This is a genomic window from Streptomyces sp. NPDC008125 (assembly GCF_042957125.1).
Taxonomy (GTDB): Bacteria; Actinomycetota; Actinomycetes; order Streptomycetales; family Streptomycetaceae; genus Streptomyces.
In genome coordinates, this window is record NZ_JBIBHR010000004.1 from 142,571 (window position 1) to 169,039 (window position 26,469).

At 72.5% G+C, this 26,469-nt stretch carries 19 protein-coding genes, 1 tRNA gene and 1 pseudogene; 10 read left to right on the plus strand and 11 right to left on the minus strand.

The window, feature by feature from the left end; all coding sequences use genetic code 11:
- Positions 1-11 precede the first annotated feature (11 nt).
- The 4 genes from ACFZAX_RS08480 to ACFZAX_RS08495 all read right to left on the minus strand — a co-directional run bounded on the left by ACFZAX_RS08480 (position 12) and on the right by ACFZAX_RS08495 (position 5,420).
- Positions 12-1,985, minus strand: coding sequence for a glycogen debranching N-terminal domain-containing protein (locus ACFZAX_RS08480; protein ID WP_390960209.1), 1,974 nt, complete (start codon positions 1,983-1,985; stop codon positions 12-14).
- Positions 1,982-3,379, minus strand: a complete 1,398-nt coding sequence (locus tag ACFZAX_RS08485; protein WP_390960210.1) for a trehalase family glycosidase — start codon at positions 3,377-3,379, stop codon at positions 1,982-1,984. The genes ACFZAX_RS08480 and ACFZAX_RS08485 overlap by 4 nt, the downstream gene beginning before the upstream one ends.
- The gene (locus ACFZAX_RS08490; RefSeq protein WP_390960211.1) at positions 3,376-4,188 is read right to left on the minus strand and encodes a TIM barrel protein; all 813 of its coding nucleotides are present in this window, start codon (positions 4,186-4,188) and stop codon (positions 3,376-3,378) included. Before ACFZAX_RS08490 ends, ACFZAX_RS08485 begins: the two co-directional genes overlap by 4 nt.
- Before the next feature lie 185 nt (positions 4,189-4,373).
- Positions 4,374-5,420, minus strand: coding sequence for a zinc-binding dehydrogenase (locus tag ACFZAX_RS08495; protein ID WP_390960212.1), 1,047 nt, complete (start codon positions 5,418-5,420; stop codon positions 4,374-4,376).
- Between the two features lie 135 nt (positions 5,421-5,555).
- Between ACFZAX_RS08495 and ACFZAX_RS08500 the strand changes: the two genes are divergently transcribed.
- The 5 genes from ACFZAX_RS08500 (at position 5,556) to ACFZAX_RS08520 (ending at position 11,247) form a co-directional block, all read left to right on the plus strand.
- Positions 5,556-6,959 (plus strand): extracellular solute-binding protein, encoded by a 1,404-nt coding sequence (locus tag ACFZAX_RS08500; RefSeq protein WP_390960213.1) that lies wholly within the window; start codon positions 5,556-5,558, stop codon positions 6,957-6,959.
- Between the two features lie 35 nt (positions 6,960-6,994).
- Positions 6,995-7,975 (plus strand): sugar ABC transporter permease, encoded by a 981-nt coding sequence (locus tag ACFZAX_RS08505; RefSeq protein WP_327177461.1) that lies wholly within the window; start codon positions 6,995-6,997, stop codon positions 7,973-7,975.
- Positions 7,976-8,052: 77 nt separating this feature from the next.
- Positions 8,053-8,919: an ABC transporter permease subunit gene (locus tag ACFZAX_RS08510; RefSeq protein ID WP_390960506.1), complete on the plus strand. Its 867-nt coding sequence runs from the start codon at positions 8,053-8,055 to the stop codon at positions 8,917-8,919.
- A 116-nt stretch (positions 8,920-9,035) separates the two neighbouring features.
- Entirely contained in the window at positions 9,036-10,274 is a 1,239-nt protein-coding gene (locus tag ACFZAX_RS08515; RefSeq protein ID WP_390960214.1) for an ROK family protein, read from the plus strand.
- Between the two features lie 55 nt (positions 10,275-10,329).
- A complete protein-coding gene (locus tag ACFZAX_RS08520) occupies positions 10,330-11,247 on the plus strand; it encodes a Gfo/Idh/MocA family oxidoreductase (protein ID WP_390960215.1) in 918 nt (305 codons plus the stop codon).
- 277 nt (positions 11,248-11,524) lie between these two features.
- Here the strand turns inward: ACFZAX_RS08520 and pth are convergent, their stop codons facing one another.
- From pth to ACFZAX_RS08545, 5 genes are all read right to left on the minus strand, one after another.
- Positions 11,525-12,118 (minus strand): aminoacyl-tRNA hydrolase, encoded by a 594-nt coding sequence (gene pth, locus ACFZAX_RS08525; protein WP_390960216.1) that lies wholly within the window; start codon positions 12,116-12,118, stop codon positions 11,525-11,527.
- A 166-nt stretch (positions 12,119-12,284) separates the two neighbouring features.
- Positions 12,285-12,875, minus strand: a complete 591-nt coding sequence (locus tag ACFZAX_RS08530) for a 50S ribosomal protein L25/general stress protein Ctc (protein ID WP_390960217.1) — start codon at positions 12,873-12,875, stop codon at positions 12,285-12,287.
- Between the two features lie 265 nt (positions 12,876-13,140).
- Positions 13,141-14,121, minus strand: coding sequence for a ribose-phosphate diphosphokinase (locus ACFZAX_RS08535; RefSeq protein WP_327177466.1), 981 nt, complete (start codon positions 14,119-14,121; stop codon positions 13,141-13,143).
- 120 nt (positions 14,122-14,241) lie between these two features.
- Positions 14,242-15,687 carry a bifunctional UDP-N-acetylglucosamine diphosphorylase/glucosamine-1-phosphate N-acetyltransferase GlmU gene (glmU, locus tag ACFZAX_RS08540; RefSeq protein WP_390960218.1) on the minus strand — a complete coding sequence of 482 codons (1,446 nt, stop codon included), beginning with the start codon at positions 15,685-15,687 and terminating at the stop codon, positions 14,242-14,244.
- Positions 15,688-15,796: 109 nt separating this feature from the next.
- Positions 15,797-15,867, minus strand: a tRNA-Gln gene (locus tag ACFZAX_RS08545).
- Positions 15,868-16,190: 323 nt separating this feature from the next.
- Between ACFZAX_RS08545 and ACFZAX_RS08550 the strand changes: the two are divergent.
- A pseudogene (locus ACFZAX_RS08550) lies at positions 16,191-17,537 on the plus strand (sensor histidine kinase); the annotation flags it as partial.
- Between the two features lie 321 nt (positions 17,538-17,858).
- Here the strand turns inward: ACFZAX_RS08550 and ACFZAX_RS08555 are convergent.
- The gene (locus ACFZAX_RS08555) at positions 17,859-18,416 is read right to left on the minus strand and encodes an SUKH-3 domain-containing protein (RefSeq protein WP_390960219.1); all 558 of its coding nucleotides are present in this window, start codon (positions 18,414-18,416) and stop codon (positions 17,859-17,861) included.
- A gap of 10 nt (positions 18,417-18,426) precedes the next feature.
- Positions 18,427-18,951 carry a YwqJ-related putative deaminase gene (locus ACFZAX_RS08560; RefSeq protein ID WP_390960220.1) on the minus strand — a complete coding sequence of 175 codons (525 nt, stop codon included), beginning with the start codon at positions 18,949-18,951 and terminating at the stop codon, positions 18,427-18,429.
- Between the two features lie 236 nt (positions 18,952-19,187).
- Between ACFZAX_RS08560 and ACFZAX_RS08565 the strand changes: the two genes are divergently transcribed.
- From ACFZAX_RS08565 to ACFZAX_RS08580, 4 genes are all read left to right on the plus strand, one after another.
- Positions 19,188-20,165, plus strand: a complete 978-nt coding sequence (locus ACFZAX_RS08565) for an SMI1/KNR4 family protein (RefSeq protein ID WP_390960221.1) — start codon at positions 19,188-19,190, stop codon at positions 20,163-20,165.
- Between the two features lie 5 nt (positions 20,166-20,170).
- Positions 20,171-22,477 (plus strand): SUKH-4 family immunity protein, encoded by a 2,307-nt coding sequence (locus ACFZAX_RS08570; RefSeq protein WP_390960222.1) that lies wholly within the window; start codon positions 20,171-20,173, stop codon positions 22,475-22,477.
- 301 nt (positions 22,478-22,778) lie between these two features.
- A complete protein-coding gene (locus tag ACFZAX_RS08575) occupies positions 22,779-23,678 on the plus strand; it encodes a cellulose-binding protein (RefSeq protein ID WP_390960223.1) in 900 nt (299 codons plus the stop codon).
- A gap of 131 nt (positions 23,679-23,809) precedes the next feature.
- A complete protein-coding gene (locus ACFZAX_RS08580) occupies positions 23,810-26,440 on the plus strand; it encodes a valine--tRNA ligase (RefSeq protein WP_390960224.1) in 2,631 nt (876 codons plus the stop codon).
- Positions 26,441-26,469 lie beyond the last annotated feature (29 nt).

The following is a 26,469-nucleotide window of genomic DNA, read 5'->3' on the forward strand; positions in this document are numbered from 1 at the left end:
CGTGCGTCCCGCTACGTCGCGGCCGTCTCCCGGAGCGCCGTGAGGATCGCCAGCGGGGTCGCCGCCGCCCACGCCTGCGGGGAGCAGGAGTGCGGATACGGGACGGGGCGCGGGTGGTCGGTGCGGCCGTAGCCGGCCATCACCTCGGGCAGCCGGTCGCCGTGGTGGCCGGCCGCGTCCAGCAGGCCGCGCGCGACGTCACGGACCTCGTCGGCCAGACCCGCGCGGGCGAGGCCGAGCACGATGACCGCGTTGTCGTGCGGCCAGGCGGTGCCGCGGTGGTAGGAGAGGGGGTGGTAGCCCGGCTGTCCGGCCGCGAGGGTGCGGATCGCCCAGCCCGAGAAGAAGTCGGGCTCCAGCAGGCGCCGGCCGACCCGGCGGGCGTGCTCCTCGTCGAGGATGCCCGACCAGAGGAGGTGGCCCGCGTCGGAGGCGAGCGAGTCGACCTGCCGGCCCTTCCCGTCCAGCGCGAGCGCCGGGAAACCGGGGCCGGTCATCCAGAAGTCCCGCAGAAAACGCTCCCGCAACTCCCATGCGGATGAGTCCAGTTCGTCGGCCCAGGCGTGGTCGCCCCATACCGTGCGGGCGAGCCGGGCCGTACGGACCAGGGCGTCGTACGCGTATCCCTGCGCTTCCGCGACCGCGATCGGGCCTTCGGCCTGGGTACCGTCGAGGAAGCAGATCGCGCCCTCGGAGTCCTTCCAGTTCTGGTTGACGAGGCCGCCCGGGTCCGGGGTGTAGACGAGGTAGCCGCTCTCGGAGAGGCCGCCGTCCCGGAACATCCACGCCACCGCCGCCCGCGCCTGCGGTTCGAGGCGCGCGGCGAGCGCGGTGTCGCCGGTGGTGAGGGCGTGGGCGTCCAGCAGGGTCAGGAAGAGCGGGGTCGCGTCCACCGAACCGTAGTAACGGCCGTACGGCACCTGGCGGAACGCGGCCAGTTCGCCGTGCCGGATCTCGTGCACGATCCGTCCCGGCTGTTCGCCCCGGAACGCGTCGTACTCCGTGCCCTGGGTCGCCGCGAGCGCGGCGAGGGTGGCCGCCGCCAGCTCCGGGCGGTAGGGGAGCGCGAAGTGCGAGGTGAGCAGGGCGTCCCGGCCGAAGAGCGTCAGGAACCACGGCACCCCCGCCCCCGGGACCCGCAGCTCCTCGCCGTCCGGCCCGAGCGCCGGGACCCGCAGCGCCGCCAGGTCGCGGAGCCCGCGCGCGCAGGCCGCCGCGAGCCCGTCCGGAGCGCCGGCGGGCAGCGGGAGTGAAGCCTGCGGACGCGCGAGGCCGGTGAACTCGGCTGCGTCCAGAGTCTGTTCGGATGCGGCGGTCTCCGGGGTCGCCCACGGCCCATTCGCCGGGGCCCCGTGCGGCTGCGCCGCCACGGTCAGCAGCAGTTCGGCTGCTCCCTGTGCGGGCACCTCCAGGTGCCACCGGAGCAGCCGGGCGGTCGACTCGCCCTCCAGAGGGGCGACTTCGGCCGGGGCGGGGTCGGCGGCCACGGTCGTCCGCGACAGCCAGTCCGCGCCGCGCTCGTACCCGAAGACGACTCCGTCCGGGGTGGGGGTCGCGGTGCGCCGCCCGTCGGCCTTGTCGTACCGGCGGTTGTCCGAGCGCAGTTCGAACTGGTCGGCGAAGTCGGCGTCCACGGTGAGGTCGAGGACGGCGGATACCGGTGTGTCCCGGTTGCTGATCAGTCGGATGCGCTCGGTCAAGTAGCCTTCACCGAGCGCCTGTTCGCGGAAGACCGTGTAGGCGGGCGGCTCGTCGCGGGTGCCGGGCGGGGTCAGTACGCACTCCGCGCCCGCCTCCCCGGCGACCGGTACGAGCACACCGGGAGCCGTGCCGTCCACGGTCAGCGTCCAGCGGCTCAGGTGGCGGGCGTCCCGGCGGAAGAGGCCGTCCGGGGAGGTGCCCCGGCGGCCGGTGATCCCGCCGTCCGCGCCGAGCACGGCGAACGTGCCGGCGCGGACCAGGGTGAGTTCGCTGCTCGTGCTCACGCGTCCGCCCCCACCGTCGTGTCCAGCCGCTGTCCGGAGACGTCCGCGCCCGGATCCGCCGCCAGCAGGTCCAGGGTGAGTGCGGCGGTCCAGCCGAAGTCGCGGGTGCCGCGGGCGTGCGCGGTGAAGGGGTCCACGTACTCCGCGAAGCCGCTCTCCCCGGCCGCCGCCAGCATCGCGGCGCGCAGCCGGTCGGCCGCACGCGCCCGCCCGTACTGCCGCAGCCCGCGCTCCACCAGCCAGCTGGTGTTGAACCAGGCGGGTCCGCGCCAGTAGCGGGACGGGTCGAAGGCGGTGCCGGTGAGGTCGTACGACGGGACCATCGGGACCTCGCCGAGCCGGAAGGCGGAGCTCTCGGCCGTCCCGACCAGCGCGTCGACGATCTCCGGCGGGAGGCCGGGGACGATCAGCGGGATCAGTCCGGCGACGCTCCTCTCGGGGATGAGCTCGTCGCCCACCAGGTCGCGGTTCAGGAACATGCCGGCCTGCGGCGACCAGAGCCGCTCGACCAGGGCCTCGGTGAGGCGGGCCGCGCGCCGTTCGTGCGGGGCCGGGTCGGCGCCCGTCTCGGCGGCGATGCGGGCGAGCGCGTGCTCCGAGACGATCAGCAGCGCGTTGACGCAAGGGTCCTCGACGGCGAACGCGTGCTCGGCGCCCGCGTCGGCGTAACCGCTGTCGCGGTAGTCGGTGGCCAGGCGCACGTACCGCCCGTAGTCCAGGTCCGTGGGCCGCTCGGAGGGCTGGCCGTGGTCGAGGTCGGCGCGCCGGTACGAGCCCCGGGCGGCCGGTTCCACGCGTCCCAGCGGGGCGTCCCAGCAGGGGCTGTTGTCCATGCCCGGCTCCCACGGGTGGACCATCGCGGCGAGCCCGCCGCCGCCCAGGTCCCGGGGACCCGTGAGGTAGTCGTGCCAGGCGGCGAGGCGCCCGTACACCCGGGGCAGGAAGCCGCGCCGGCGGGAGTCCGCCGGGTCGGCGAGGTGCACCAGCCAGGCGGCCAGCGCGTGCACCGGGGGCTGCACGATCCCGGAGGTCTCCGTACCCGCGGGGGCGCCGGCCGCCGCTCCCGCGCTCGACGAGCGCCAGAAGTCGGGGCTCGGGAAGTACGCGTCGTGCGGGACCGCCGGGTTGAACACGATGTGCGGGACCCGGCCGTCCGCCCACTGCGCGTGCAGCAGGGTCTCCAGCTCGCGCTGGGCCCGGCGTACCGAGAGGTGGCGCAGACCGATCGCGATGAACGCGGAGTCCCAGCTCCACTGGTGCGGGTAGAGGCCCCGGGACGGCACCGTCGAGGCGCCCATCCAGTTGGTGAGGAGGACGCGGGCCGCGCCGCGCCCGAGGGCCTCGGCGGGGTCGTCGGCGGCGGTCGCCGGGGTGCCGACGAGAAGGGAGGTCATGCGCCCGACCTCCGCAGGAACGCCGGGATGGAGCGGACGGCCTCGACCGGGTCGCCGGTCAGACGGCACTCGGCGGCGAGGTAGCCGTCGAAGCCGATGGTGTGCAGCGCGCCGATCCAGGCCGGCCAGTCCAGGTGGCCGGCGCCCGGCTGGAACCGGTTGGAGTCACTGACCTGGGCGTGGCCGATGTACGGGGCCGCGGCGAGGATGGCGGCCGACGGGTCGGTCTCCTCGATGTTCATGTGGTAGCTGTCGATGCCGATCTTCACCGAGTCCAGGCCCACCGTGCTCAGCAGGTCCACGGCCTGGTCCAGCCGGTTGACCATGTGGTCCTCGTACCGGTTGAGCGGCTCCAGGAAGAGGGTGACGCCCTCCTTGCGGGCGTGCTCGCCGAGCTCGGTCAGACCCGCCAGGAGCACCTCGCGGTCCTCCTCCTCGGAGCGCGGCGGCTCGAAGGGGGGCAGCCGGCGCGAGAACATCCCGTACGACGCCGGGGTCTGCACGCCCAGCGCGCCGATCTCGGCCGCGACGCTGAGCTGCGACTTCATCTGCGCCAAGGCGTCCTTGCGCAGACCTTCGTCGAAGGCGGCGAAGAAGTGCAGCATCTCGACGCAGACCGTCGGCATGACGACGCCGTCGGCCAGCGCCTGCTTCAGCTCGGGCAGCCGGTCGCGGAAGTGGAAGTCGCCCCGCGAGCGCAGCTCGACGGCGTCGAACCCGGCGTCCTGGGCGAACGCCCATTTCTCCTGGAGCGTGTCACCGGGGAGCAGCTGCTCCTGGCAGGCGGTCTTCAGCGCGGTCTTCAGCATGGAGGGGCCTTTCGGCGCTGCCGGGCAGCGCGCGGAGGAGTGGCGAGGCGGTGGTGCGGGGCCCGGTACGGGGACGGGCTGAGCCGTCCCCGTACCGGGCGTGGGCCGTGGACGGGACGGGCTGAGGCCGTGAGTCGAAACCCGGCCTGACCGTCCCCCGTGCCGGGCGTGGGCCGGGGAGCGGCTCAGAACTCCAGGACGACCTGGAGGGCGTCGGCCGGACGCTCGTCCAGCAGGACGTAGGCGTCGGCGGCGTCGGCCACCGGGACGACATGGCTGACCAGGGACTTCACGTCGACCAGGCCCTCGGCGACCAGCGAGAGGAAGGTCTGCTGGAGCCGCTCGACGGTCCACCGGCCGGCCAGCTGCGGGGGTACCCCGCCGATCTGCGAGCAGATGAGCTGGACGCGGTTGTGGTGGAACTCGTCGCCGAGCCGCAGCCCGGCGCCGTCGCCCTGGTAGAAGCCGGAGGCCACCACACGGCCGCCCACGGTCACCGAGCGCAGGGCTTCGTGGAGCGCCGGGTAGACGCCGCTGATCTCGATGGCGACGTCCGCGCCCTGGCCGCCGGTGGCCTCGCGGACGCGCTCGGCGACGCTGTCGGTGCGGGCGTTCAGGGTGCGGCGGGCGCCGTAGGTACGGGCGGTGTCGAGGCGGCCGTCGAGGGCGTCGACGGCGGTGACGCGAGCACCGTTGAGCTGGGCGAGGCGGGTGGTGAGCAGGCCGATGACGCCCTGCCCGAAGACGGCGACCTCTTCGCCGAGGTGGATGTCGGCGGCGAGCACCGCGTTGTAGGCGATGGCGCCGACGCGGGCGAAGGCGCCCGCCAGCGGCTCCAGACCGACCGGGAGGGTGTGGCCGACCATCCGCTCGGCGGGCACGATGCCCTCGCTGCGGTGGCCCCAGATGCCCCAGACCAGCTCGCCCACGGCGGGCATGCCCGGGACCTCGACCAGCTCGGGCGAGACCTCGGTGACCTCGCCGACCTCGGAGTACCCCCAGCCGGCGACCGGGTACTCGATGCCCGCCGCGCCGTCGCGGAAGATGCGGGCCTCCGCGTCCCAGGTCCGCGTCAGGTACGGGTTGGTGCCCCGGTAGGCGGTGAGCTCGGTGCCCGCGGAGATGCCGGAGTAGCGCGTACGGACCCGGAGATGGCCCGCCGGCAGGGCGGCGCTCTCGTGCTCGGCGACTTCTACCTGGCGGGGGCCGGTGAACTGGACGACGCGTTCCACGGGGGTCTCCGAGGGTGCTGGGAAGGGAACTGCTGCTGACTTAGGTCGAAGATATCTCAGAGTTATGTCTTGTCAATAAGCAAAAGTGATGCTGAGATGCGTTATGAAAGTGCGTAAGTGGCGTGAGGACACAGCATGGTGATGAAGACCCGACGGTCGAAGGCGACCCTGTTCGGACTCGCCGCGACCCTGGGCGCCGGCCTGCTCGCGGGCTGCTCCGGCAGCACCGGTGCCGAGAAGCCGGACAACCGGATCACGGTGTGGTCGCAGGAGAACCTGGCGCCGCGCATGGCGGCGACCAAGAAGGTGGTCGGCCGCTTCGAGAAGGAGACGGGGATCAAGGTCGACCTGGTCGGCGTGGACGAGGCCCAGCTCCCGCAGCTGATCATGTCCGCCGCGGCCGCGGGGAACCTCCCCGACGTCATCGGCGCCGTCCCCATGGGCCAGGTCTGGCAGATGTACGGCAGTGGCCTGCTCAACACGGAGGTCGCCGGGAAGGTCGTCCACGACCTGGACGCCGGGACCTTCAACGCCAACGCCCTCTCCCTCACGAAGGACGCCGGAACCACCCTCGCCGTCCCCTCCGACGCCTGGCTCCAGCTCCTCGTCTACCGCAAGGACCTCTTCGCCGAGGCCGGGCTCGACGCACCGGACACCTACGCGAGCGCGATCAAGGCGGCCAAGACGCTCGACAAGGGCTCCACCGACGGCATCTCGCTGGCCACCGACCCCTCGGACGCCTTCACCCAGCAGAGCTTCGAGGACCTCGCCCTCGCCAACGGCTGCCAGCTCGTCGACGACGACGGCACCCCCGCGCTCGACTCCGCCGCCTGCCGCAACGCCTTCGCCGCCTACGACGAACTGGGCGGGAAGCACGGCGCCCCCGGCACCCAGACCGTGGACTCCACCCGCGCCACCTACTTCTCCGGCAAGTCCTCCATGATGGTCTGGTCCTCGTTCCTCCTGGACGAGCTGGCCGGCCTGCGCTCCGACGCGCTGCCCAGCTGCGCCGCGTGCAAGGACGACCCCGGGTTCCTCGCCCGCAACACCGGCATCGTCACCTCGCTCCAGGGCCCCGACGGCAAGGAACCCGCCCAGTTCGGCGAGATCACCTCCTGGGCCGTCACCAAGACCGCCGAGACCGGCGCGTCCGCCAAGTTCATCGAGTACATGATGGGCAAGGGCTACGAGGACTGGTTCGGCATGGCCCCCGAGGGCAAGATCCCGGTCCGCACCGGCACCGCCACCGACCCCGGCGCCTTCCAGAAGGCCTGGCGCGCCAGCGTCATGGGGGTCGACAAGCGCGAGTCCATGCAGAAGGCCTACCCCTCCGAACTCCTCGACCGCCTCGTCTCCGGAGTCGGCGACATGAAGCGGTGGGGCCTCGCCCAGGGCCAGGGCGCCCTCGTCGGCGCCACCAACGGCGAACTGCCCGTCGCCAAGGCCATCGGAGCGATGACCAGCGGCCAGACCTCACCCGACGAGGCGGCCCAGGAAGCCAACGACGAAGTGGCAGCCCTCCAGAAGTCCCTCCAGTAGCCGCACGGCCGCTCTCCCCCCGAGGTAACCGACCCATGAGTACGAAAACCAGCGGCGCGACGGTGCGCCGCGGCAGCCCACGGACCACCAGCAGCCGGGAGAACCGCGCGGGCCTCGCCTTCGTCACCCCGACCTTCCTGGTCGTCCTGGTCGTGGTGATCCTGCCGATCCTGTGGACCGTGCTGCTCGCCTTCCAGAACGCCAAGCTCGTCGACATCCAGGAGAACGGCCTCTTCGGCCACTGGACCCTGGACAACTTCCAGCAGGTCTTCGGGTCGCCCGGCTTCTGGAGCAGCCTCGGCACCACGCTGCTCTACACGGTCGGCGCCACCGCCGGCTCCATCGTGCTCGGACTGGTCGCCGCACTCGCCCTGCGCAAGCCGTTCCGGGGCCGCGGCATCCTGCGCGCCTCCATGCTGCTGCCGTACGTCGCACCGGTCGTCGCCGTCTCCTTCGTCTGGGAGGTGGCCCTCAGCCCGCAGTACGGCATCGTCAACGAGTGGGGAAGCAAGCTTCTGGGATGGGACGACCCCATCGCCTTCCTCTCCACCCGTTCCTACGAAGTCAGCCTGCTCGGGGCCCACTTCGACATCCCGCTGGCGCTGCTCACGGTCATCGCCTTCGAGTCCTGGCGCTACTTCCCGTTCGCCTTCCTCTTCATGCTCGCCCGTCTCCAGGCGGTCCCGGACAGCCTGGAGGAGGCCGCCACGGTCGACGGCGCCACCATCTCGCAGCGCTTCCGCCACATCCTGCTGCCGCAGATGATGCCCGTCATCGCCCTGCTGTCCGTCCTGCGCTTCATCATGACGTTCAACAAGTTCGACGACATCTACCTGCTCACCGGCGGCGGTTCGGGCACGGACGTCGTCGCGGTCCGCGTGTACGACTTCCTCACCTCCCGCTTCGACGTCGGCGCGGCCTCCGCCCAGGCGTTGATCCTCGCCCTCGTCCTCATGGTCCTGCTGGGCCTCTACTTCATGTTCTTCGGCAAGAAGGTCCAGGAGGAGTCGGCATGAGCCACGCCCCGTCCGTGACACGGCCGCAGCCCACCCGGCCCGCCCCCACCGCCGGACCCGCCCCGCGCCGGAGGCGCATGAGCCGCGCCCAGTTCGAGGACCGGTTCTTCGGGATCGCCCGCTGGGTCGTGATCGCCTTCCTCGCCGTGATCACGATCGCGCCCTTCTACTACATGCTGCTGCTGTCGGTGAAGCCCATCGACTCGCTGCTCGTGGACCCCGGAAACCTCTGGGTCTCCTCGAAGGACTTCACCCTCGACACCTACCGCAGCGTCCTGAGGTCCACCGAGGACGGCGGCCAGGGCTTCCTCGGGATGCTAGGCAACTCCGCCCTGGTGGCCCTCGCCACCGTCGCACTGACCCTGGCCGCCGCCGTCCCCGGCGCGTACGCCGTCAGCCGCCTCAAGTTCTTCGGCAGCCGGCACGTCAGCGCCCTGTTCCTGGCCGTCTACCTCTTCCCGGCCACCCTGCTCGCCGTCCCGCTCTTCGTGATGTTCGCGAAGATGGGGCTCTCCGGCAGCCTCGTCGGACTCGCCATCGTCTACATCGCGCAGACGGTCCCGGTCTCGATCTACATGATGAAGAACTACTTCGTCACCATCCCGTTCTCCGTCGAGGAAGCCGCCGCCATCGACGGCGCCTCCCGCCTCCAGACCGTGCGCAAGGTGATCCTTCCGCTCGCGCTGCCCACCCTGATGGCGACCGGGCTCTACGTCTTCATGATCGCCTGGAACGAGTTCCTCTTCGCGCTCCTCTTCCTCGCCGCCGACCCGGGCAAGTGGACGGTCTCCCTCGGCCTCCAGCAGCTCGCCAACGGCATCGAGGTCTCCAAGACGGTCCTGATGGCCGGTTCGGTCATCCTCACCATTCCCGTGGTAATCCTTTTCTTCGCCTCCGAGCGGCTCCTCACCGAGGGGTTGACCAGCGGCGCGGACAAGGGCTGACAACCTGACACCGGGCGCATCCGGCTGACGCCGGGTCACCGGGTGCCGCGCCCGGGGGAGGCGCGGCCGTACGGCCGGCCCGCGGGGGCACGAGAGACGGGACGAGGACGGCGACGATGGCAGGAAACCAGGCGAGCGCGGGACACCTGCTGCGGCTCATCCGCAGCGGCGAGGCCACCACGCGCGGGGAGCTCCAACAGGCCACCGGTCTCTCCCGCTCCACCGTCGGACACCGCCTCGACCAGCTCTTCAAAGCCGGCTGGCTGCGCGGCGCGACCGGCACCTCCACCGGCGGACGCCCCTCCGCCCGGCTGGAGTTCGACCCCACGCACGCCGTGGTGCTCGTCGCCGACCTGGAGACCCGGCACGGCCGTGCCGCCGTGGTCGACCTGTCCGGGAAGGTCCTCGCCGAACGGACCGGGAGCCTGGTCATCGCGGACGGCCCCGACGCGGTGCTCGACCGGCTCGCCCGCTGGTTCGGCCCGCTCCTGGAGGAGGCGGAGACCGCTCCGGACCGGGTCTGCGGCGTCGGCCTCTCCGTGCCGGGACCCGTCGACTGGGAGAGCGCCCAGGTCGTCCAGCCGCCGATCATGCCCGGCTGGGACCGCTTCCCGGTGCGCGAGCGGATGCGCGCCGCGCTCGCCGCCCACCTCGGCCCGACCGCCTTCGGCCCGACCGCTCCGGGCCCGGGGATGGGAGCGGACGCGGGGGCGTATCAGCTCCCCGTCTACGTCGACAACGACGCCAACCTCATGGCCCTGGCCGAACAGCGCGAGAACTACGCCGACTGCGGCGCGTTCGTCCTGGTGAAGGCGTCCACCGGCATCGGCGCGGGCATGGTCGTCGGCGGCGAGATGTACCGGGGCATCGACGGCGGCGCCGGCGACATCGGCCACATCCGCCTGCACGACCGGCCCGACGCGCTCTGCATGTGCGGCTCCTACGGCTGCCTCGCCGCCGTGGCCAGCGGCCGGGCCATCGCCGAACAGCTCACGGCGGCCGGCGTCCCCACCGCCTCGGGATCCGACGTGCGCCGCCACCTCGCCGCCGGACAGCCCGACGCCCTCCGGCTCGCCCGCGCCGCCGGACAGCGCGTCGGCGAAGTGCTCGTCACCGTGGTCACCCTCCTCAACCCGGGCGTCCTGATGCTCGGCGGCGACCTGGCCAGCACCCCGTTCCTCACCGGGGTGCGTGAACTCCTCTACCAGCGGGCGATGCCCCGCACCACCGCCCACCTCCAGGTGGTCACCACCTCGCTCGGCGACCGCGCCGCCCTCGCCGGGGCCGCCGTCATGGTCGTCGAGCGCCTCTACGATCCCGACCGGGCCGACGCCCGACTCGCCGCGCTCGCCTGAGCCCGCACGCCTGAGCCCGCACGCCTCTCGCCCCGCATCCCCGATGGAGAACGCCATGTCCCAGCCCCCCGCCACCAGCACCCCGCCCGGCGTCTGGCCGTACCCGCCGGTCCGCGTCGGGCTGGTCGGCGCGGGGCCGTGGGCCCGCACCATGCACGCCCGGATCCTGGCGGCCGGACCCGAGACCACCCTCACCGGCGTCTGGGCCCGCCGCCCGGAGGCCGCCGCCGAGGTCGCCGACGCCTACGGCACCCGCGCCGCCACATCCTTCGAGGAGCTGCTCGACGGCTGCGACGCGGTCGCCTTCGCCGTACCGCCGGCCGTGCAGGCCGAGCTCGCCCCCCGCGCCGCGAAGGCCGGCAAGGCCCTGCTGCTGGAGAAGCCGCTCGGCGCCGACCTCGCCGCCGCCCGCACGGTCGCCGACGCGGTCGCCGAGCACGGCGTCGTCTCGCAGCTCGTCCTCACCAAGCGCTACCACCCGGCGACCCGCGCCTTCCTCGCCGAGGCGGCCGGCCGCGAGGTCTCCGGCGCCCGCTCCTGCTACCTCCACGGGGCCTTCCTCGGCGGCGAGTTCGCCACCTCGTGGCGCCTGGAGCACGGTGCGCTGCTCGACCTCGGCCCGCACCTGCTGGACCTGCTCGACAGCGCCGTCGCCCCGATCGTCTCCGTGCGCGGGACCGGCGACCCCCGCCGCTGGATCGAGCTGACCTGCGAGCACGAGAACGGCGCGGTCAGCCAGGCGTCCCTCTCCGGCAGCGTCCGGCTGCCCCGCGCCCGTACCCGTATCGAACTCTTCGGACCCGGCGAAGAGTTGGTCTACGACACCGCCGGCATCGACCACGAGGAGTGCTGGCCGGTGCTCCGCCGCGAGTTCGCCGACGCCGTACGCACCGGCACCGGCACCGGCATCGACGCCGCCCGAGGGCTGCGCATCCAGCAACTCCTCGACCAGGCCCGGCCGGACACCGCCTGACGGCCGCGCGAAGGCGGCTCTCCCGCACGTCGGTCGACCGGAGGCGCGGCGAGAAGCGGAGGAGGGGTTACCGGGGGCGTGCAGTGAGGGGCCTGGCATTCCTGCCGAGGGACGCCGCGCACTCGGGGTGATCGACTTCCTATGGTCGTGACGACTTGGGGAGAACCACGATCACGCTGTCTCATGCGACGTTCCGCTTCTGGCCGTGACACAGGCGTCGGCTCAGGCGGAGGACCGCGACGGGGCGACCGATCGGCCGCCACGTCCCGCCGTCCGCTCAGGAGTTGTACGTCTCCTGGGCCCGCTCCAGCCCGTCCGCGAGCAGCGACTCCACCGCGTCCGCCGCCCGGTCCACCAGGTAGGCGAGCTCCTTGCGCTCGGTGGAGGAGAAGTCCTTCAGCACGAAGTCCGCGACCTGCATCCGGCCCGGCGGGCGGCCGATGCCGAAGCGCACCCGGTGGTACTCCGGGCCCATCGACTTGGTCATCGACTTCAGCCCGTTGTGCCCGTTGTCGCCGCCGCCCAGCTTGAGCCGCAGCGCGCCGTAGTCGACGTCCAGCTCGTCGTGGATCGCGACGACGTGATCGGTCGGCACCTTGTAGAAGTCGCGCAGCGCCGTCACCGGGCCGCCCGACAGGTTCATGTACGACTGCGGCTTCGCCAGGATCACGCGCCGGTTCGCCGGTCCGGGCGGGCCGATGCGCCCCTCCAGCACCTGCGCCTGCGCCTTCTGCGCCCGCTTGAACTTCCCGCCGATCCGGTCCGCCAGCAGGTCGGCGACCATGAAGCCCACGTTGTGCCGGTTCGCGGTGTACTCCGGGCCGGGGTTGCCGAGGCCCACGATGAGCCAGGGGTCGGTGACGTCGGACATCTGCGCGCTGTCTCCTCGGATGCGGCCCCGGCCGCCAAGGGGCCGGAGGGGGGGCGTGGGCGGGGCGTACGGGCCGCGGGTGCCCCCGTACAGCCCGACGGGGCGGCGGCCTCCGGTAAGGGAGTCCGCCGCCCCGTCAGTGAAGCAGGTCGAACGAGGTCGAGGCTCAGGCCTCGGTGCCCTCGGCCGCCTCGGCGTCGGCAGCCGGCTCCTCGGCCTGCGCGGAGACGACCTGGAGCACGATGGCGTCCTCGTCACCGGCGAGCACGGAGCCCTTCGGCAGCGAGATGTCCTTGGCGAGGATCGAGTCACCCGCGGTCAGGCCGGCGACGGAGACCGTCACGGACTCGGGGATGTGGGTGGCCTCGGCCTCGACGGTGAGGGTGTTCTGGACGAACTCCAGCAGGAAGGCGCCCGGGGCCAGGTCACCCTCGGTCTCGACGGCGATCTCGACGTTGACCTTCTCGCCGCGCTTGACGGTCAGCAGGTCGACGTGCTCGATGTTGCCCTTGAGGGCGTTGCGCTGCACGGCCTTCGGGATGACCAGCGCGCTCTTGCCGTCGATCTCCAGGCCGATCAGGACGTTCGGCGTGCGGAGCGCGAGCTGGAGCTCGTGGGCCGGCAGGTTGATGTGCACGGACTCGGCGCCGTGGCCGTAGACGACCGCGGGGACCAGGTTGGCACGACGGGCGCGGCGGGCGGCGCCCTTGCCGAACTCGGAACGGGCTTCGACGGCGAGGTTGATCTGGTCGGCCATGGCTGCACTCCTCGTGAGGTGACGAAAATGAACGGGTCACCCGGCCACGACTTGATGGCCTGCTACGAAGAGCGCGTCGATAACGGACCGCCGTACATGAGTACGGCCTCCCTCGCCGAGCAACTCCGTGAGTCTACCCGGCGGGGAGGCCGTCCCCCAAGTGGATCAGTTCCGCCCGCACCAGCACCCCTTCGACCTGCGGGTTACTCGTGCAACTCGGCGGAACGGTGTGCGGCGGTCGGACCGCCTGCACGGGCGGCGACGATCAGTGCTCGTCGCTCTCGAAGAGGCTGGTGACCGAACCGTCCTCGAAGACCTCGCGCACCGCGCGGGCGATCGTCGGGGCGATGGAGAGCACCGTGATCTTGTCGAGCTCCAGCTCGCCCGGGGTCGGCAGGGTGTCCGTGAAGACGAACTCGCTGACCTTGGAGTTCTTCAGCCGGTCGGCGGCCGGGCCGGAGAGGACACCGTGGGTGGCGGTCACTATGACGTCCTCGGCGCCGTGCGCGAACAGGGCGTCGGCGGCGGCGCAGATCGTGCCACCGGTGTCGATCATGTCGTCGACCAGGACGCAGACCCGGCCCTCGACGTTGCCGACGACCTCGTGGACGCTGACCTGGTTCGGAACGTCCTTGTCGCGGCGCTTGTGCACGATCGCCAGCGGGGCGTCCAGACGGTCGCACCAGCGGTCGGCGACCCGGACGCGGCCGGCGTCCGGGGAGACGATCGTCAGCTTCGAGCGGTCGACCTTGGCACCGACGTAGTCGGCGAGGATCGGCAGCGCGAAGAGGTGGTCGACCGGGCCGTCGAAGAAGCCCTGGATCTGGTCGGTGTGCAGGTCGACGGTGAGGATGCGGTCGGCACCCGCCGTCTTCATCAGGTCCGCGACCAGACGCGCCGAGATCGGCTCGCGACCGCGGTGCTTCTTGTCCTGGCGGGCGTAGCCGTAGAACGGCACGATCACCGTCACCGAACGGGCCGAGGCGCGCTTCAGCGCGTCCAGCATGATCAGCTGCTCCATGATCCACTTGTTGATCGGAGCCGTGTGGCTCTGGATCAGGAAGCAGTCGGCGCCGCGGGCGGACTCCTGGAAGCGGACGTAGATCTCACCGTTGGCGAAATCGAAGGCCTTCGTCGGCACGAGACCGACACCCAACTGGTGTGCGACCTCCTCGGCCAGCTCGGGGTGGGCGCGGCCGGAGAAGAACATCAGTTTCTTCTCGCCGGTCGTCTTGATCCCGGTCACAGCACAGTCTCCTCAGACGTGTTTCTGACCGTTGCACGCATGTGTCCCGATGTGCAACGTGCCAGCCGAAATGGGTGAGCATCTATCACGGTACGCCGACTCCGGCGCACGTGTTTCCGGTCAGCTTTCGCCGTCGGAATCCTGTGTGGCGGCCAAGGCGGCCTGAGCGGCGGCACTTCCGGGCCGCTTGCGCGCGACCCAACCCTCGATATTCCGCTGCTGGCCCCGGGCCACGGCCAGCGAGCCTGCCGGTACATCCTTGGTGATGACCGAGCCCGCGGCGGTGTAAACCCCGTCCCCGACCGTGACCGGTGCCACAAACATATTGTCCGAGCCGGTGCGGCAGTGTGAACCGATGGTGGTGTGGTGCTTGTTCACCCCGTCGTAGTTCACGAACACGCTGGCGGCACCGATGTTGCTGTGGTCGCCGATGGTCGCGTCGCCCACGTACGACAGGTGGGGAACCTTGGTCCCCTCGCCGATCGTGGCGTTCTTCATCTCGACGTACGTACCGGCCTTGGCCTTCGCGCCGAGCTTCGTGCCCGGCCGCAGGTAGGCGTACGGGCCCACGGTGGCGCCGGGGCCGACCTCGGCGCCGTCGGAGACCGTGTTGTCGACCCGGGCGCCCTCGTGGACCACGGTGTCCTTCAGCCGGGAGTTCGGGCCGACCTCGGCGTCCTCCGCGACGTGGGTGGCGCCGAGCAGCTGCGTACCGGGGTGCACCACGGCGTCCTGCCCGAAGGTGACCGTCACGTCGACCAGCGTCGACGCCGGGTCCACGATCGTCACGCCGTCCAGCATGGCCTGCTCCAGCAGCCGCTGGTTCAGCAGGCGGCGGGCCTCGGCGAGCTGCACCCGGTTGTTGATGCCGAGGATCTCCCGGTGGTCCTTGGCGACCGAGGCGCCGACCCGGTGGCCCGCCTCGCGCACGAGGGAGAGCACGTCGGTGAGGTACTCCTCGCCCTGGCTGTTGTCCGAGCGCAGCGTGCCGAGCGCGTCCGCGAGGAGCCGGCCGTCGAAGGCGAAGACGCCGGAGTTGATCTCCCGGATCGCGTGCTGGGCCGGGCTCGCGTCCTTGTGCTCGACGATCGCGGTGACCGAGCCGCTGACCGGGTCCCGCACGATCCGGCCGTATCCGGTGGAGTCCGGTACCTCGGCGGTGAGCACGGTGACGGCGTTGCCGTCCGCGGCGTGGGTGGCGGCGAGCGCGCCGAGCGTCCCGCCGGAGAGCAGCGGGGTGTCGCCGCAGAGGACGATCACGGTGCCCTCGACGCCGCCGAGCTCCTGGAGCCCGATGCGGGTGGCGTGCCCGGTGCCGTTCTGCTCGGCCTGGAAGGCGGTGCGCACACCCGCGGCGGTCGCTTCGAGGTGGGCGACGACCTGCTCGCCGGCGTGTCCGACGACCACGACCAGCTGCTCGGGGTCGAGTTCGCGGGCGGCGGCGACGACGTGCCCGACGAGCGAGCGCCCGGCGACCTCGTGGAGGACCTTGGGCGTCTTCGACTTCATGCGGGTGCCTCCACCCGCTGCGAGGACGACGACTGCTGCGGGGCTGCTGGCGCTCACGGATGTGCCCTTCGGCTTTCGGGTGCGGTCACCCGCAGGATACCGGGGGTGCATGTTCCGGAAACGGGCGCGGGCCCCGACCGGTGAGGTCGGGGCCCGCGTCGAAGAGCTCCCGGGGAAGGAATCGAACCCTCATTCAATGGACCAAAACCATTTGTCCTGCCATTAGACGACCCGGGATGGATTGCCTTCTATGTCCGATTCGGTGGAACCGAGTGATCGGCAGCCCCTACTATGCCGTACCTCCGCCCCTCGGTGCGACGGTGCGGATGGGCACTTTTCGGGATGTGCGCCGCAAGCCGTCTCCGGTGTTCGATGCCGGAATTCCCTTCCCGGCGCCGCCGTCCGCCCGGCGGTGGCATCCGTCACGTGGCGGTGATCGACCGGAACGCCTCGTGCCGCGCCGGTTCCTGGGGTCCTCCCCGGCTCCCCCTTGTTCGAACACGTGTCGTGCTCTCGCGGTCACCCGAAAATGGGATGCGCCCGCCCGTAGGGTGGATGGCATGACCGCAACGGGGGCAGACCGGGAGGCGGCGGGGATGACCACCCGCGGCTACTGGTGGTGGGAAAGGCGGCGCGGTGTCGCCCTGGACGTGGGACTGGCGCTGGTCTCGGCGCTGGAGTGCGGGCTGGAGGGGGTCCAGTTCGCCCAGGAGGCCCGGCTGCCGGTGCCGGTCGGCGTGCTCTTCGGGCTGCTGGCCGGGTCGGTCCTGGTGCTGCGGCGCCGGTGGCCGATCGCCGTGGTGCTGGTGTCGATCGCGACCACACCCGCCGAGGTCGGCTTCCTCATGGGACTCGTCGGCCTCTACTCGCTCGCCGCCTCCGACGTACCGCGCAGGATCACCGTCGTCCTGACCGGGATGTCGCTGGTCGGCAGCTTCGTCGTCACGTTCCTGCGGCTGAGCCGGAACCTCGTCGACCAGGCGTCCTCCGCCGCCGTGCCCGGGGACTGGTACGCCCCCGTCGTCTCCCTCTTCATGGCGCTGGGGCTGACCGCGCCCCCGCTCCTCTTCGGCCTCTACATCGGCGCGCGCCGACGGCTGATGGAGAGCCTGCGCGAACGGGCCGACTCGCTGGAGCGGGAGCTGTCGCTGCTCGCGGACCGGGCCGAGGAGCGCGCGGAGTGGGCGCGTACGGAGGAGCGGACCCGGATCGCCCGGGAGATGCACGACGTGGTGGCGCACCGGGTGTCCCTCATGGTGGTGCACGCGGCGGCGCTCCAGGCCATCGCGCCCAAGGATCCGGCGAAGGCGGTCCGCAACGCCGCGCTCGTCGGGGACATGGGACGACAGGCACTGACCGAGCTGCGCGAGATGCTGGGCGTGCTGCGCAGCGGGGACGCCCTGGTCGCGCCGCGTACGGGTTCCGGTGCGGGACCGGGCACGGGTGACGGGCGGCAGCCGCTGGCCTCCGTGGGCCGGGCCGCCGCTGCCGCTGCCGCCGCCGAGGCGGCGCCGGAGGACGGGCCGCGCCTCGGCGAGCTGGAGGCGCTGGTCGCCCAGTCGCGCCAGGCGGGCATGACCGTGGAGCTGTCGGTGGACGGCGACCCGCGCCCGTACGCCCCGCAGGTCGAGCAGACCGCGTACCGGGTGGTGCAGGAGGCGCTGACCAACGTGCACAAGCACGCGGCCGGCGCGAAGACATGGGTACGGCTCGCGCACCGCGAGGCGGAGGTCGCGATGCAGGTGGAGAACGGCCCGTCCGACGCGGCTGCCGCCGACGCCCAGCTGCCGAGCGGCGGCAACGGGCTCGTCGGGATGCGGGAGCGGGTGACCGGGCTCGGCGGCGTCTTCGTCTCGGGCCCGACCGACGCGGGCGGCTTCCGGGTGTCGGCGGTGCTCCCCGACGCGCCGGTGGCGGACGCGGCGGAGACCGCAGGGACCGCGGAGACCGTGGAGCCCGTGGAGACCGCAGGGACCGTGGAGCCCGCGGAGACCGCGGAGACCGCAGGGACCGCAGGGACCGCGAAGACCGTGGAGCCCGTGGAGCCCGCGAAGACCGCAGGGACCGTGGACACGGCCGATGCGGAGGCGGTGGCCCCCGTGGTCGTGGCGCCGGAGGTGGAGTCGGTGCCGATGGAGGTGGCGCTGCCGGGACAGGGGCTCGGTGTCCGTGGCGTGGGGGAGAGCGAGGGGCTGCCCGGCGCGTGACGCGGTTCCTGGGCGAACCCCTCAGCCCGACGTCAGCCGGGTCGGCTGGATGCCCGTGAGGAGGGTGTTCAGGGCCCGGTCGATGTCCGCGCCGAGGAACCAGTCGCCGGTGTGGTCGACGCTGTAGACGCGCCCCTCGGCGTCCATGGCGAGGACCCCCTGCCCCTCGCTCTCCTGGCCCAGGGGGCTGATCTCGGTCTCCAGGGCCCGGCCGAGGTCGCCCAGGGTGCGGGCGAGATGGAGGCCGCCGAGCGGGTCGATCGTCACGGAGGCGGGGGCGATCTGCCGGCCGGGTCCGGGGACGGGGATGTGCAGGTTGCCGAACTCCGCCCATGCCTCGACCACCGCCGGGAACACCGCGTGCTCGTGCCCCGCCGGTGAGGTGTGGGCACGCAGCGCGTCGGCCCACTCCTCGGCCTGCCGGATGATCCAGCGGCCGGGCTCCCAGCCCGCCGCGCGCAGGGCCTTCTCGACGACGGGGGTGAAGCGGGTGCTGTGGTCCCGGACCGGGTCGTGCCGGCTCAGGTCGTGCTGTCCCGGAATGCGCCTTCCCGGTCCGTGCTGGCTCAGGTTCTGCATGGGGGCCCCGTCAGCCCTTCTCGGCCGAGGTGGCCGCGCCGTCGGCGGTGAGGTCGACGGGGCGGACGCCGAAGTGGGCGAGCATCACCGAGCAGGAGCGGCAGGGCGCCGCGTAGCTTCCGTGCCTGGGGTCGCCGTCCTCGCGGATGTGGCGGGCGGTGAGGCGGCCGTGCTTGAGTACGCGCCGGGCTTCGCCGCTGGTGAGGGGTTTGCGCTGGGCGCGCTTGGAGCGGGTCACCTCGGCTGCGGCGAGCTGCCGGGAGAGAAGTATCGCCTCGGGGCAGCGGCCGGTGAAACGTTCGCGCTGGCTGGTGGGGAGGGTGTCCAGGAAGTCCTGGACGAGGTGGTGCAGGACAGGTGGCTGGTCCCCCTTGCCCGCGGTGCAGGTGAGCGTCTCCCCGCGTACGGACAGCGCGGCGGCCACGGCCGGCAGGATGCCGTCGCGGCGGTGGAGCAGCCGGGGGGTGCGGTTGGAGTCGGTGGTGCTCCAGCTGAGGCGCGGGTCCCCGGAAATGACTGTATGTACATCGTGCATGGCGTCGAATTCCTCCCGTGCAATCCCCCGAGTTGCGGGGGACAGCCTGCCAAATGTGTCGGACGGTGGGGAAGCTGGGGCGGTATTGGGAACAGCGTGTCGCCCAAAGCCGCCCAACCGTCGCTCTTCCGTCACCTCCGCGTGACGGTCGGTGACGGCCGGGAAAGGGGCGGTCCGGCCTGTTGCGCCACCGCATAGGCTGTGCGGAACACCGGACGCAGCAGGGGGCAACCGCCATGACGACAGGTCGGCTCGGGCAGCAAGCCGCGCCACCGAACGCGGCCTACGCCGGGCAGGTCGTGCACTTCCCGGACCCGGTCCGGGCGTCGCGCCACCCGAGGGGGGTGCGGATCGACGCGAACGGTCATCCGGACTTCTCCCCGTACGCGCGCGCGGCGGCGGAGATCGCCGACCCGCCGGAGGGTTTCGGCATCGACGAACTCCGGCTCACGGACTACGTGTCGGCGAACGCGGCGCTGGCGGCGGCCGGTCACGAGCTGTGGGACACGATCCCGTCCGTCGCGACGCCGCACGGCTGGACCTGGCACCACGTGTCGGGCAGCCGCCGGATGGAGCTCGTACCGGTCGACGTGAAGCCGCTGCTGCGCCACCACGCCGGTCTGTCGACGACCCCGGTGGACCACGAGCGGCGCGGCACGCGGCCGTTGCAGGGCACCCGGCCCGCGCACTTCCGGCTGCCGAAGGGCGCCGTCGCGGTGTCCGAGCAGCAGATCCAGGGCGTCGAGGAGGACTTGGGGTACCGGCTGCCGGGCGCGTACCGCTCGTTCCTGAAGGCGGCGGGCGGCTCGGCCCCGGTCGGCACCGCGCTCGACCCCGAACTGGGGCTCCTGGTGGACCAGCCGTTCTTCACGGTGCGCGAGGAGGCGGCGGTCAACGACCTCGTCTACGTCAACAAGTGCCTGCGGGACCACTTCACCAAGGACTTCCTGGGGGTCGCGTTCGTCCAGGGCGGTCTGCTGGCGGTGAAGGTGAGGGGGAGCGGCATCGGTTCGGTCTGGTTCTGCGCGTACGACGACGCGCGCGACCGGAACGACCTGTCGGTGCAGGAGCGTTCCGAGCGGCTGCTGCTGCCGTGCGGTGCGGACTTCGACGCGTTCCTCCAGCGCCTGGCGGGCAGCCCGCAGGAGCTGGAGACGGTGGCGAACCTGATGGTGGACGGCGGCTTCGCGCGGGCCGTCCCGGTGGAGGGCTGAGCGCGATGGTGACGTTCGCACAGGCGCAGGAGCGGGCCGACGAGTGGGTCAACGGTGACGTGCCCGCCTACCAGCACCGGGAGGTACGGGTCCGCGAGTTCGACCTGGGCTTCGTGGTGTGGGCGGAGGACCGCCCGGAGGGCCCCGTCTCGGACGGCGGCCGGCAGCGGCTGGTCATCGCCCGCGACAGCGGCGAGGCCACTCTGTGGCCGGGACTGCCGGTGGGCGAGGTGGTACGGCGTTACGAGGAGGAGTACGGCTCCACGCAGGACGCGGCGCCCGCCCCCCAGCCGCCCGCGCGCATCGACCTGAACCAGACGTCCTTCCTGCTGACGCCGCCGGAGTGGCTCCAGGAAGCGGCCGACAAGCTGGGCATTCCGGACAGTAGGCGCGAGCAGCGGTCCGACGCGACTGCCGGTGGGGCGGGCGGGCCCGACGCGACTGTCGGTGGGGCGATTGGGTCCGCCGGGGCTGCCGGTGGGATGGGCGGGTCCGCCGGGGCTGCCGCCGTGAGCGACGCCGCGCCGTCCGCGCCCTCCGCCCGGCCCGCGCCGCAGGAGCCCGAGGACCACGAGCCGACCGCGTCGGACGGGGTGCCCGCGACGGGTTCCCCGGCTGCCGCGCCCGTGCCGGACGGTGCCACGCCGTGGGCCGGTACGGACACCAACCGCAATTCGGACGACGCGGCTGTCCCGCTGCCCGCCACCGTGTTCGCCCCGCCGCTCTCGGGCACCGACGACGAGGGCGTGCCCGCGCCGAGCGTTCCGGCCGACGCGCCGACCACGCTGATGTCGGGCGGGAAGCCGCCGCTCAAGCGGGGGCCGGGCGTCCCGCCCGACGCCGAGGACATCGCGGGCGCGGCGACCAGCAAGGCCGTGGTCCCGCCGCGCGCCCCGCGCCCCAGTACGGTGCCCCCACCGCCGAGCGCCCCGGGCATCCCGGGCGTACGTCCCGTGGCGCCGCCGCCGGTCTCGGGCCCGGGTGCGCCCGGGGTGCCCGCCGCCGGTTACGTACCGACGCAGCTGGCTCCCGCGGTCGGCGGTCCGGGCATGCCGCAGCCGCCGGCACCGCCCGGTCCGCCCGCGCCTCCTGGTCCGCCCGCGCCTCCCGGCCCATCCGTGACGCCCGGCCCTCCCGGCCCGCCCGCTCCGCCCGCGCCGGGTCCGCGCGGTGACGTGCACCATGCCGAGACGGTGTTCGCCGCGCCGCCGGTCGGTCCGCCGGTCGGCGTCCCGGTGGGGCCTCCCGGCCCGCCGCCGCCCGTGGCCGGTGTGCCGGGGCCCTCCGCGGTGCCCCCGCCGCCCCCCGCGTACGGCTATCCGCAGCAGCCCGCCCAGCCGCCGACCGTGGGTCCCGGCTACCAGGCGGTGCTGCGGTACCGCGCGCCCGACGGCAGTGAGCAGCAGCTCATCCGGCGGTCGGCGCCGGGCACTCCGCACCCGGAGTGGCAGATGCTCTACGAGCTGCGGGGCATGAACGTGCCGCCGCAGCAGGTCATCGAGCTCCACACCGAGCTGGAGTCCTGCGAGCTGCCCGGCGGCTACTGCGCGCGGATGATCCGCGAGATGTGGCCGCAGGTACGGATCACCAGCGTCGCCCCGTACGGCACCGACCACGCGAGCCGTCAGCAGGGCATGCGGCACCTCCTCACCCACCAGGGCGAGCTGCACCAGGTGGCGGACGGCCCGGCGCGGCCCGCCCCGGTGCGGGCGCCGCTGCCGCCGGTGCAGGCCGCGCCTCCGGTCGGGCCGGAAGGGGTGGCGGAGGAGCTGCTGCAGGCGTTCGGTCCGCAGGGCGTGCTCCGCTTCGACGAGCGGGCCGTGTCCCGGCAGGGTGTACCCGAGACGGTGGGCCGGACGCTGGTCTGGGCGGGGCTGCCCGCCGATTTCGGGCCGTTCTTCTGGGCCCAGCCCGGCCAGCCGGTCGTGCCGACCCTCGCTGAGCTGGCCGCGCAGCGCCAGGTGCGGCCCGCGCCGGACGCGGGGGCGTACCTCGTGATGGGTACGGACTTCGGCCGGGCGATCTGCGTCCAGTACGGCACGGCGAACATCGTCGCCGTGCCCGTGGAGGCCGGTCCGGGCGGGCAGGCGGTGCTGCCGCAGTTCGTGAACACGGGGCTGCCGGAGTTCGTGCGGTGCATGGCCCTGCTCGGGCGGATGTGGCGGCTGCGGTACGGGCTGAACCCGGAGCAGGCCGGCCGCTGGACCGTCGACTTCCAGGCGGCCCTGGCGGCTCTCGACCCGGCGGCGCTCGCGTCGCCGGAGAGCTGGTGGTCGGTGCTGCTGGAACAGATGTGGGACGGCCTGATCTGATCACTCGATCCGGTCGTGGCCCGATCCGGTCGTGGCCCGATCCGGTGCCTTGCGGGCCCGGGGCGCCCGCCCCTTCGAACGGAAGACCTCTCCGTTCGAAGGGGCGGGCGTTTACGCGTGTCCGGCCCGGTTCGGCCGGGTATCCCTTGGGGTGTTTGCGGTGGGCGCTCGCGGACGCCGCCGGGCTGTGACGCCGGTCGCTTCCGTCCGGAAAGAGGGTGATCGATTCCGACTTCCGGCCCAATTGCCGCATCCTTGACCTCAGGATCGATGGCGGCGTGCGGAAGAGAGGGCTTCAGGGATGAGTGCTGCACCGGTGTCCGGACATGGCTTCGTGGGGGGACGAGGACGTGGCTACCGCCCGGAGCAGGTGGATCGTTTCCTCGCCGCGCGCACGGCGGAGCGGGACGCGGCCCTGGACGAGCTCTCCCGGCTGACCGCCCTCGCGGAGGAGCTGGCGGCCGAGTCGGCCCGGCTCGGCGAACAGGTCGCGGGCCTCGCCCCGCAGACGTACCAGGAGCTGAGCGAGCGCGCCCGGTCCATCCTCGCCCTCGCCGAGGAGGAGGCGGCCGAGTCGGGCGCCGCCGCGCAGGAGGCCGCGCAGGCGGTACGGGACGCGGCCGAGGCCGCCGGGCGCGAGGCGCGGGACGCCGCCCGCGCGTACGCCGAGAAGGTCCGGACCCAGGCCGGCGAGGACGCCGAACACGTCCTCGCCGAGGCCCGCCGGACGGCGGCCGACCTCCTCGCGCAGGCCGGCGAGGACGCGGCGCGGATCCGGGCGGAGGGCGAGGAGCTGATGGCCCAGACCCGTGCCCGTACGACCAGCGTCCTCACCCACCAGGAGCAGGAGCACGCCGAACGCCACAAGGTTTCGGAGGCCGAACTCCTCGCGCACGAGACGCGGCTGACGGAGCGTCACGACGAGCTGATGGGGCGCGCGGACGCCGTCCTCGCGGCGGCGAGGCGCGGGCTCACGGAGGCGGAGGAGGCCGCGCGGCACGGCCAGGAGGACGCGGAGGCCCGCGCCGCCGAACTCCTCGCCGAGGCCCGGGTGCGCGAGGAGCGGGTGGTCCGCGAGACCGAACGCGTCATCCGCGAACACGAGGTGGGCCGCGAGGAGTTGCAGGCCCACATGACGCACGTACGCAATTCGCTCGCGGCGCTCACCGGACGGGTGACGGCTCCGCCGCCGGAGAGGTGAGCGAAGGCGGTCCGCCGCCGGAGAGGTGAGCGGAGGGCGGGTCCGCCGCCGGAGAGGTGAGCGGAGGGCGGGTCCGGCGGGCGGCCTCGGTGGGCAGGGCGCCCGGAGGGCCGGGTCATAGGATGGTCGTCGTGACCGACGAGACTCAGCGCCCCACCGGGCCGAACAGCACCCCTGACCTGCCGACCCAGTACGCGCCGGCCGAGGTGGAGGGGCCGCTGTACGAGCGCTGGGTGGAACGCGGGTACTTCGAGGCGGACGCGAAGAGCGAGAAGCCGCCGTACACGATCGTCATCCCGCCGCCGAACGTCACCGGAGTCCTCCACCTCGGCCACGCCTTCGAGCACACGCTGATCGACGCCCTCACCCGCCGCAAGCGGATGCAGGGGTACGAGTCGCTGTGGCAGCCCGGCATGGACCACGCCGGCATCGCCACCCAGAACGTCGTCGAGCGGGAGCTCGCCAAGGAGGGCAAGTCCCGCCACGACCTGGGGCGGGAAGCCTTCGTCGAGCGTGTCTGGGAGTGGAAGGCCGAGTCCGGAGGCCGGATCGCCGGACAGATGCGGCGCCTCGGTGCGGGCGTGGCGTGGAGCCGGGACCGCTTCACCATGGACGAGGGCCTGTCCCGGGCCGTCCAGACCGTCTTCAAGAGGATGTTCGACGACGGCCTGATCTACCGCGCCGAGCGCATCATCAACTGGTGCCCGCGCTGTCTGACGGCCATCTCCGACATCGAGGTCGACTACCAGGACGATGACGGTGAGCTCGTCTCCATGAAGTACGGCGAGGGCGACGACACCGTCGTCGTCGCCACGACCCGTGCCGAGACGATGCTCGGCGACACCGCCGTCGCCGTCCACCCCGACGACGAGCGCTACACCCACCTGATCGGCAAGCGGATCGGGCTGCCGCTGACCGACCGCACGATCCCGGTGGTCGCCGACACCCACGTCGACCCGGAGTTCGGCACCGGAGCCGTCAAGGTCACGCCCGCCCACGACCCGAACGACTTCGCCATCGGCCAGCGCCACGACCTGGAGTCGATCGAGGTCCTGGACGAGCGCGGCGTCATCACGGTCCACGGTCCGTTCGAGGGGCTCGACCGCTTCGAGGCCCGCTCGGCCATCGTCGCCGCGCTGCGGGCCGAGGGCCGGATCGTCGCGGAGAAGCGCCCGTACGTCCACTCGGTCGGCCACTGCTCGCGCTGCAGGACGACGCTGGAGCCCCGGCTGTCCCTGCAGTGGTGGGTGAAGGTCGAGACGCTCGCCCTGGCCGCCGGTGACGCGGTCCGCGACGGCCGGGTGGACATCCACCCCGCCGAACTCTCGCAGCGGTACTTCGACTGGGTCGACAACCTCAACGACTGGTGCATCTCACGGCAGTTGTGGTGGGGTCACCGGATTCCCGTCTGGCACGGCCCGAACGGCGAGACCGTCTGCGTCGGCCCCGACGAGCAGCCGCCGACGGGTGAGGGCTGGACGCAGGACACCGACGTCCTCGACACGTGGTTCTCGTCCGGCCTGTGGCCGTTCTCGACGATGGGCTGGCCGGAGCGGACGCCCGACCTTGAGAGGTTCTACCCGAACTCCGTTCTGGTCACCGGCTACGACCTGATGTTCTTCTGGGTCGCCCGGATGATGATGTTCGGCCTGTACGCGATGGACGGCGAGGTTCCCTTCCGTACCATCGCGTTCCACGGCATGGTCCGTGACGAGTTCGGCAAGAAGATGTCGAAGTCCTTCGGGAACACGGTCGATCCGCTGGACTGGATGGACAAGTACGGCTCCGACGCGCTGCGCTTCACGCTGGCACGGGGCGCCAACCCCGGTACGGACGTGCCGATCGGCGAGGACTGGGTCCAGGCTTCCCGCAACTTCGCCAACAAGATCTGGAACGCGACCCGCTTCGCGTTGATGAACGGCGCGACGGTCGAGGGCGAACTCCCCCCGGCGGAGCAGCTGTCGGCCACCGACCGCTGGATCCTGTCCCGCCTGAACACGGTCGTGGCCGAGGTGGACGCGTACTACGAGGACTACCAGTTCGCGAAACTCGCCGACTCCCTCTACCACTTCGCGTGGGACGAGGTCTTCGACTGGTACGTCGAGCTCTCCAAGACGACGTTCTTCGCGGGCGGCGACGCGGCCAAGGTCTCGGCACGCGTCCTGGGCGAGGTCCTCGACGTGACGCTCCGACTGCTGCACCCCGTCGTCCCGTTCGTGACGGACACCCTGTGGACGACGCTGACCGGCCGCGAGTCCGTCGTGATCGCCGACTGGCCGGTGGACAGCGGATTCCGCGACGCCGGAGCCGAGGCGGAGATCGAGAGCCTGCAGCGGGTCATCACCGAGGTCCGCCGCTTCCGCTCCGACCAGGGCCTCCAGCCCGGCCAGAAGGTCCCGGCCCGCCTGGACCTGTCGGGTACGCGGCTCGCCGCCCACGAGGCCGCCATCCGCCAGCTCCTGCGCCTCCAGCCGGAGGGCGACGGCTTCAGCGCCACCGCGACGCTCCCGGTCGCCGGTGCCACGGTCACGCTCGACCTGTCCGGCACGATCGACGTCGCGGCCGAGCACAAGCGGTTGACCAAGGACCTCGGCGCGGCCGAGAAGGAGAAGGCCCAGGCGGAGGGCAAGCTCGGCAACGAGGCGTTCCTCGCGAAGGCCCCCGACAACGTGGTCGAGAAGATCCGTGCGCGCCTGGCGAAGGCCGAGGACGACATCGTCCGGTTGAAGAACCAGATCAGCGGCCTGCCGCCGGTGCGGTAGCCGGAGCCGTCACCGCGACACATCGCCGG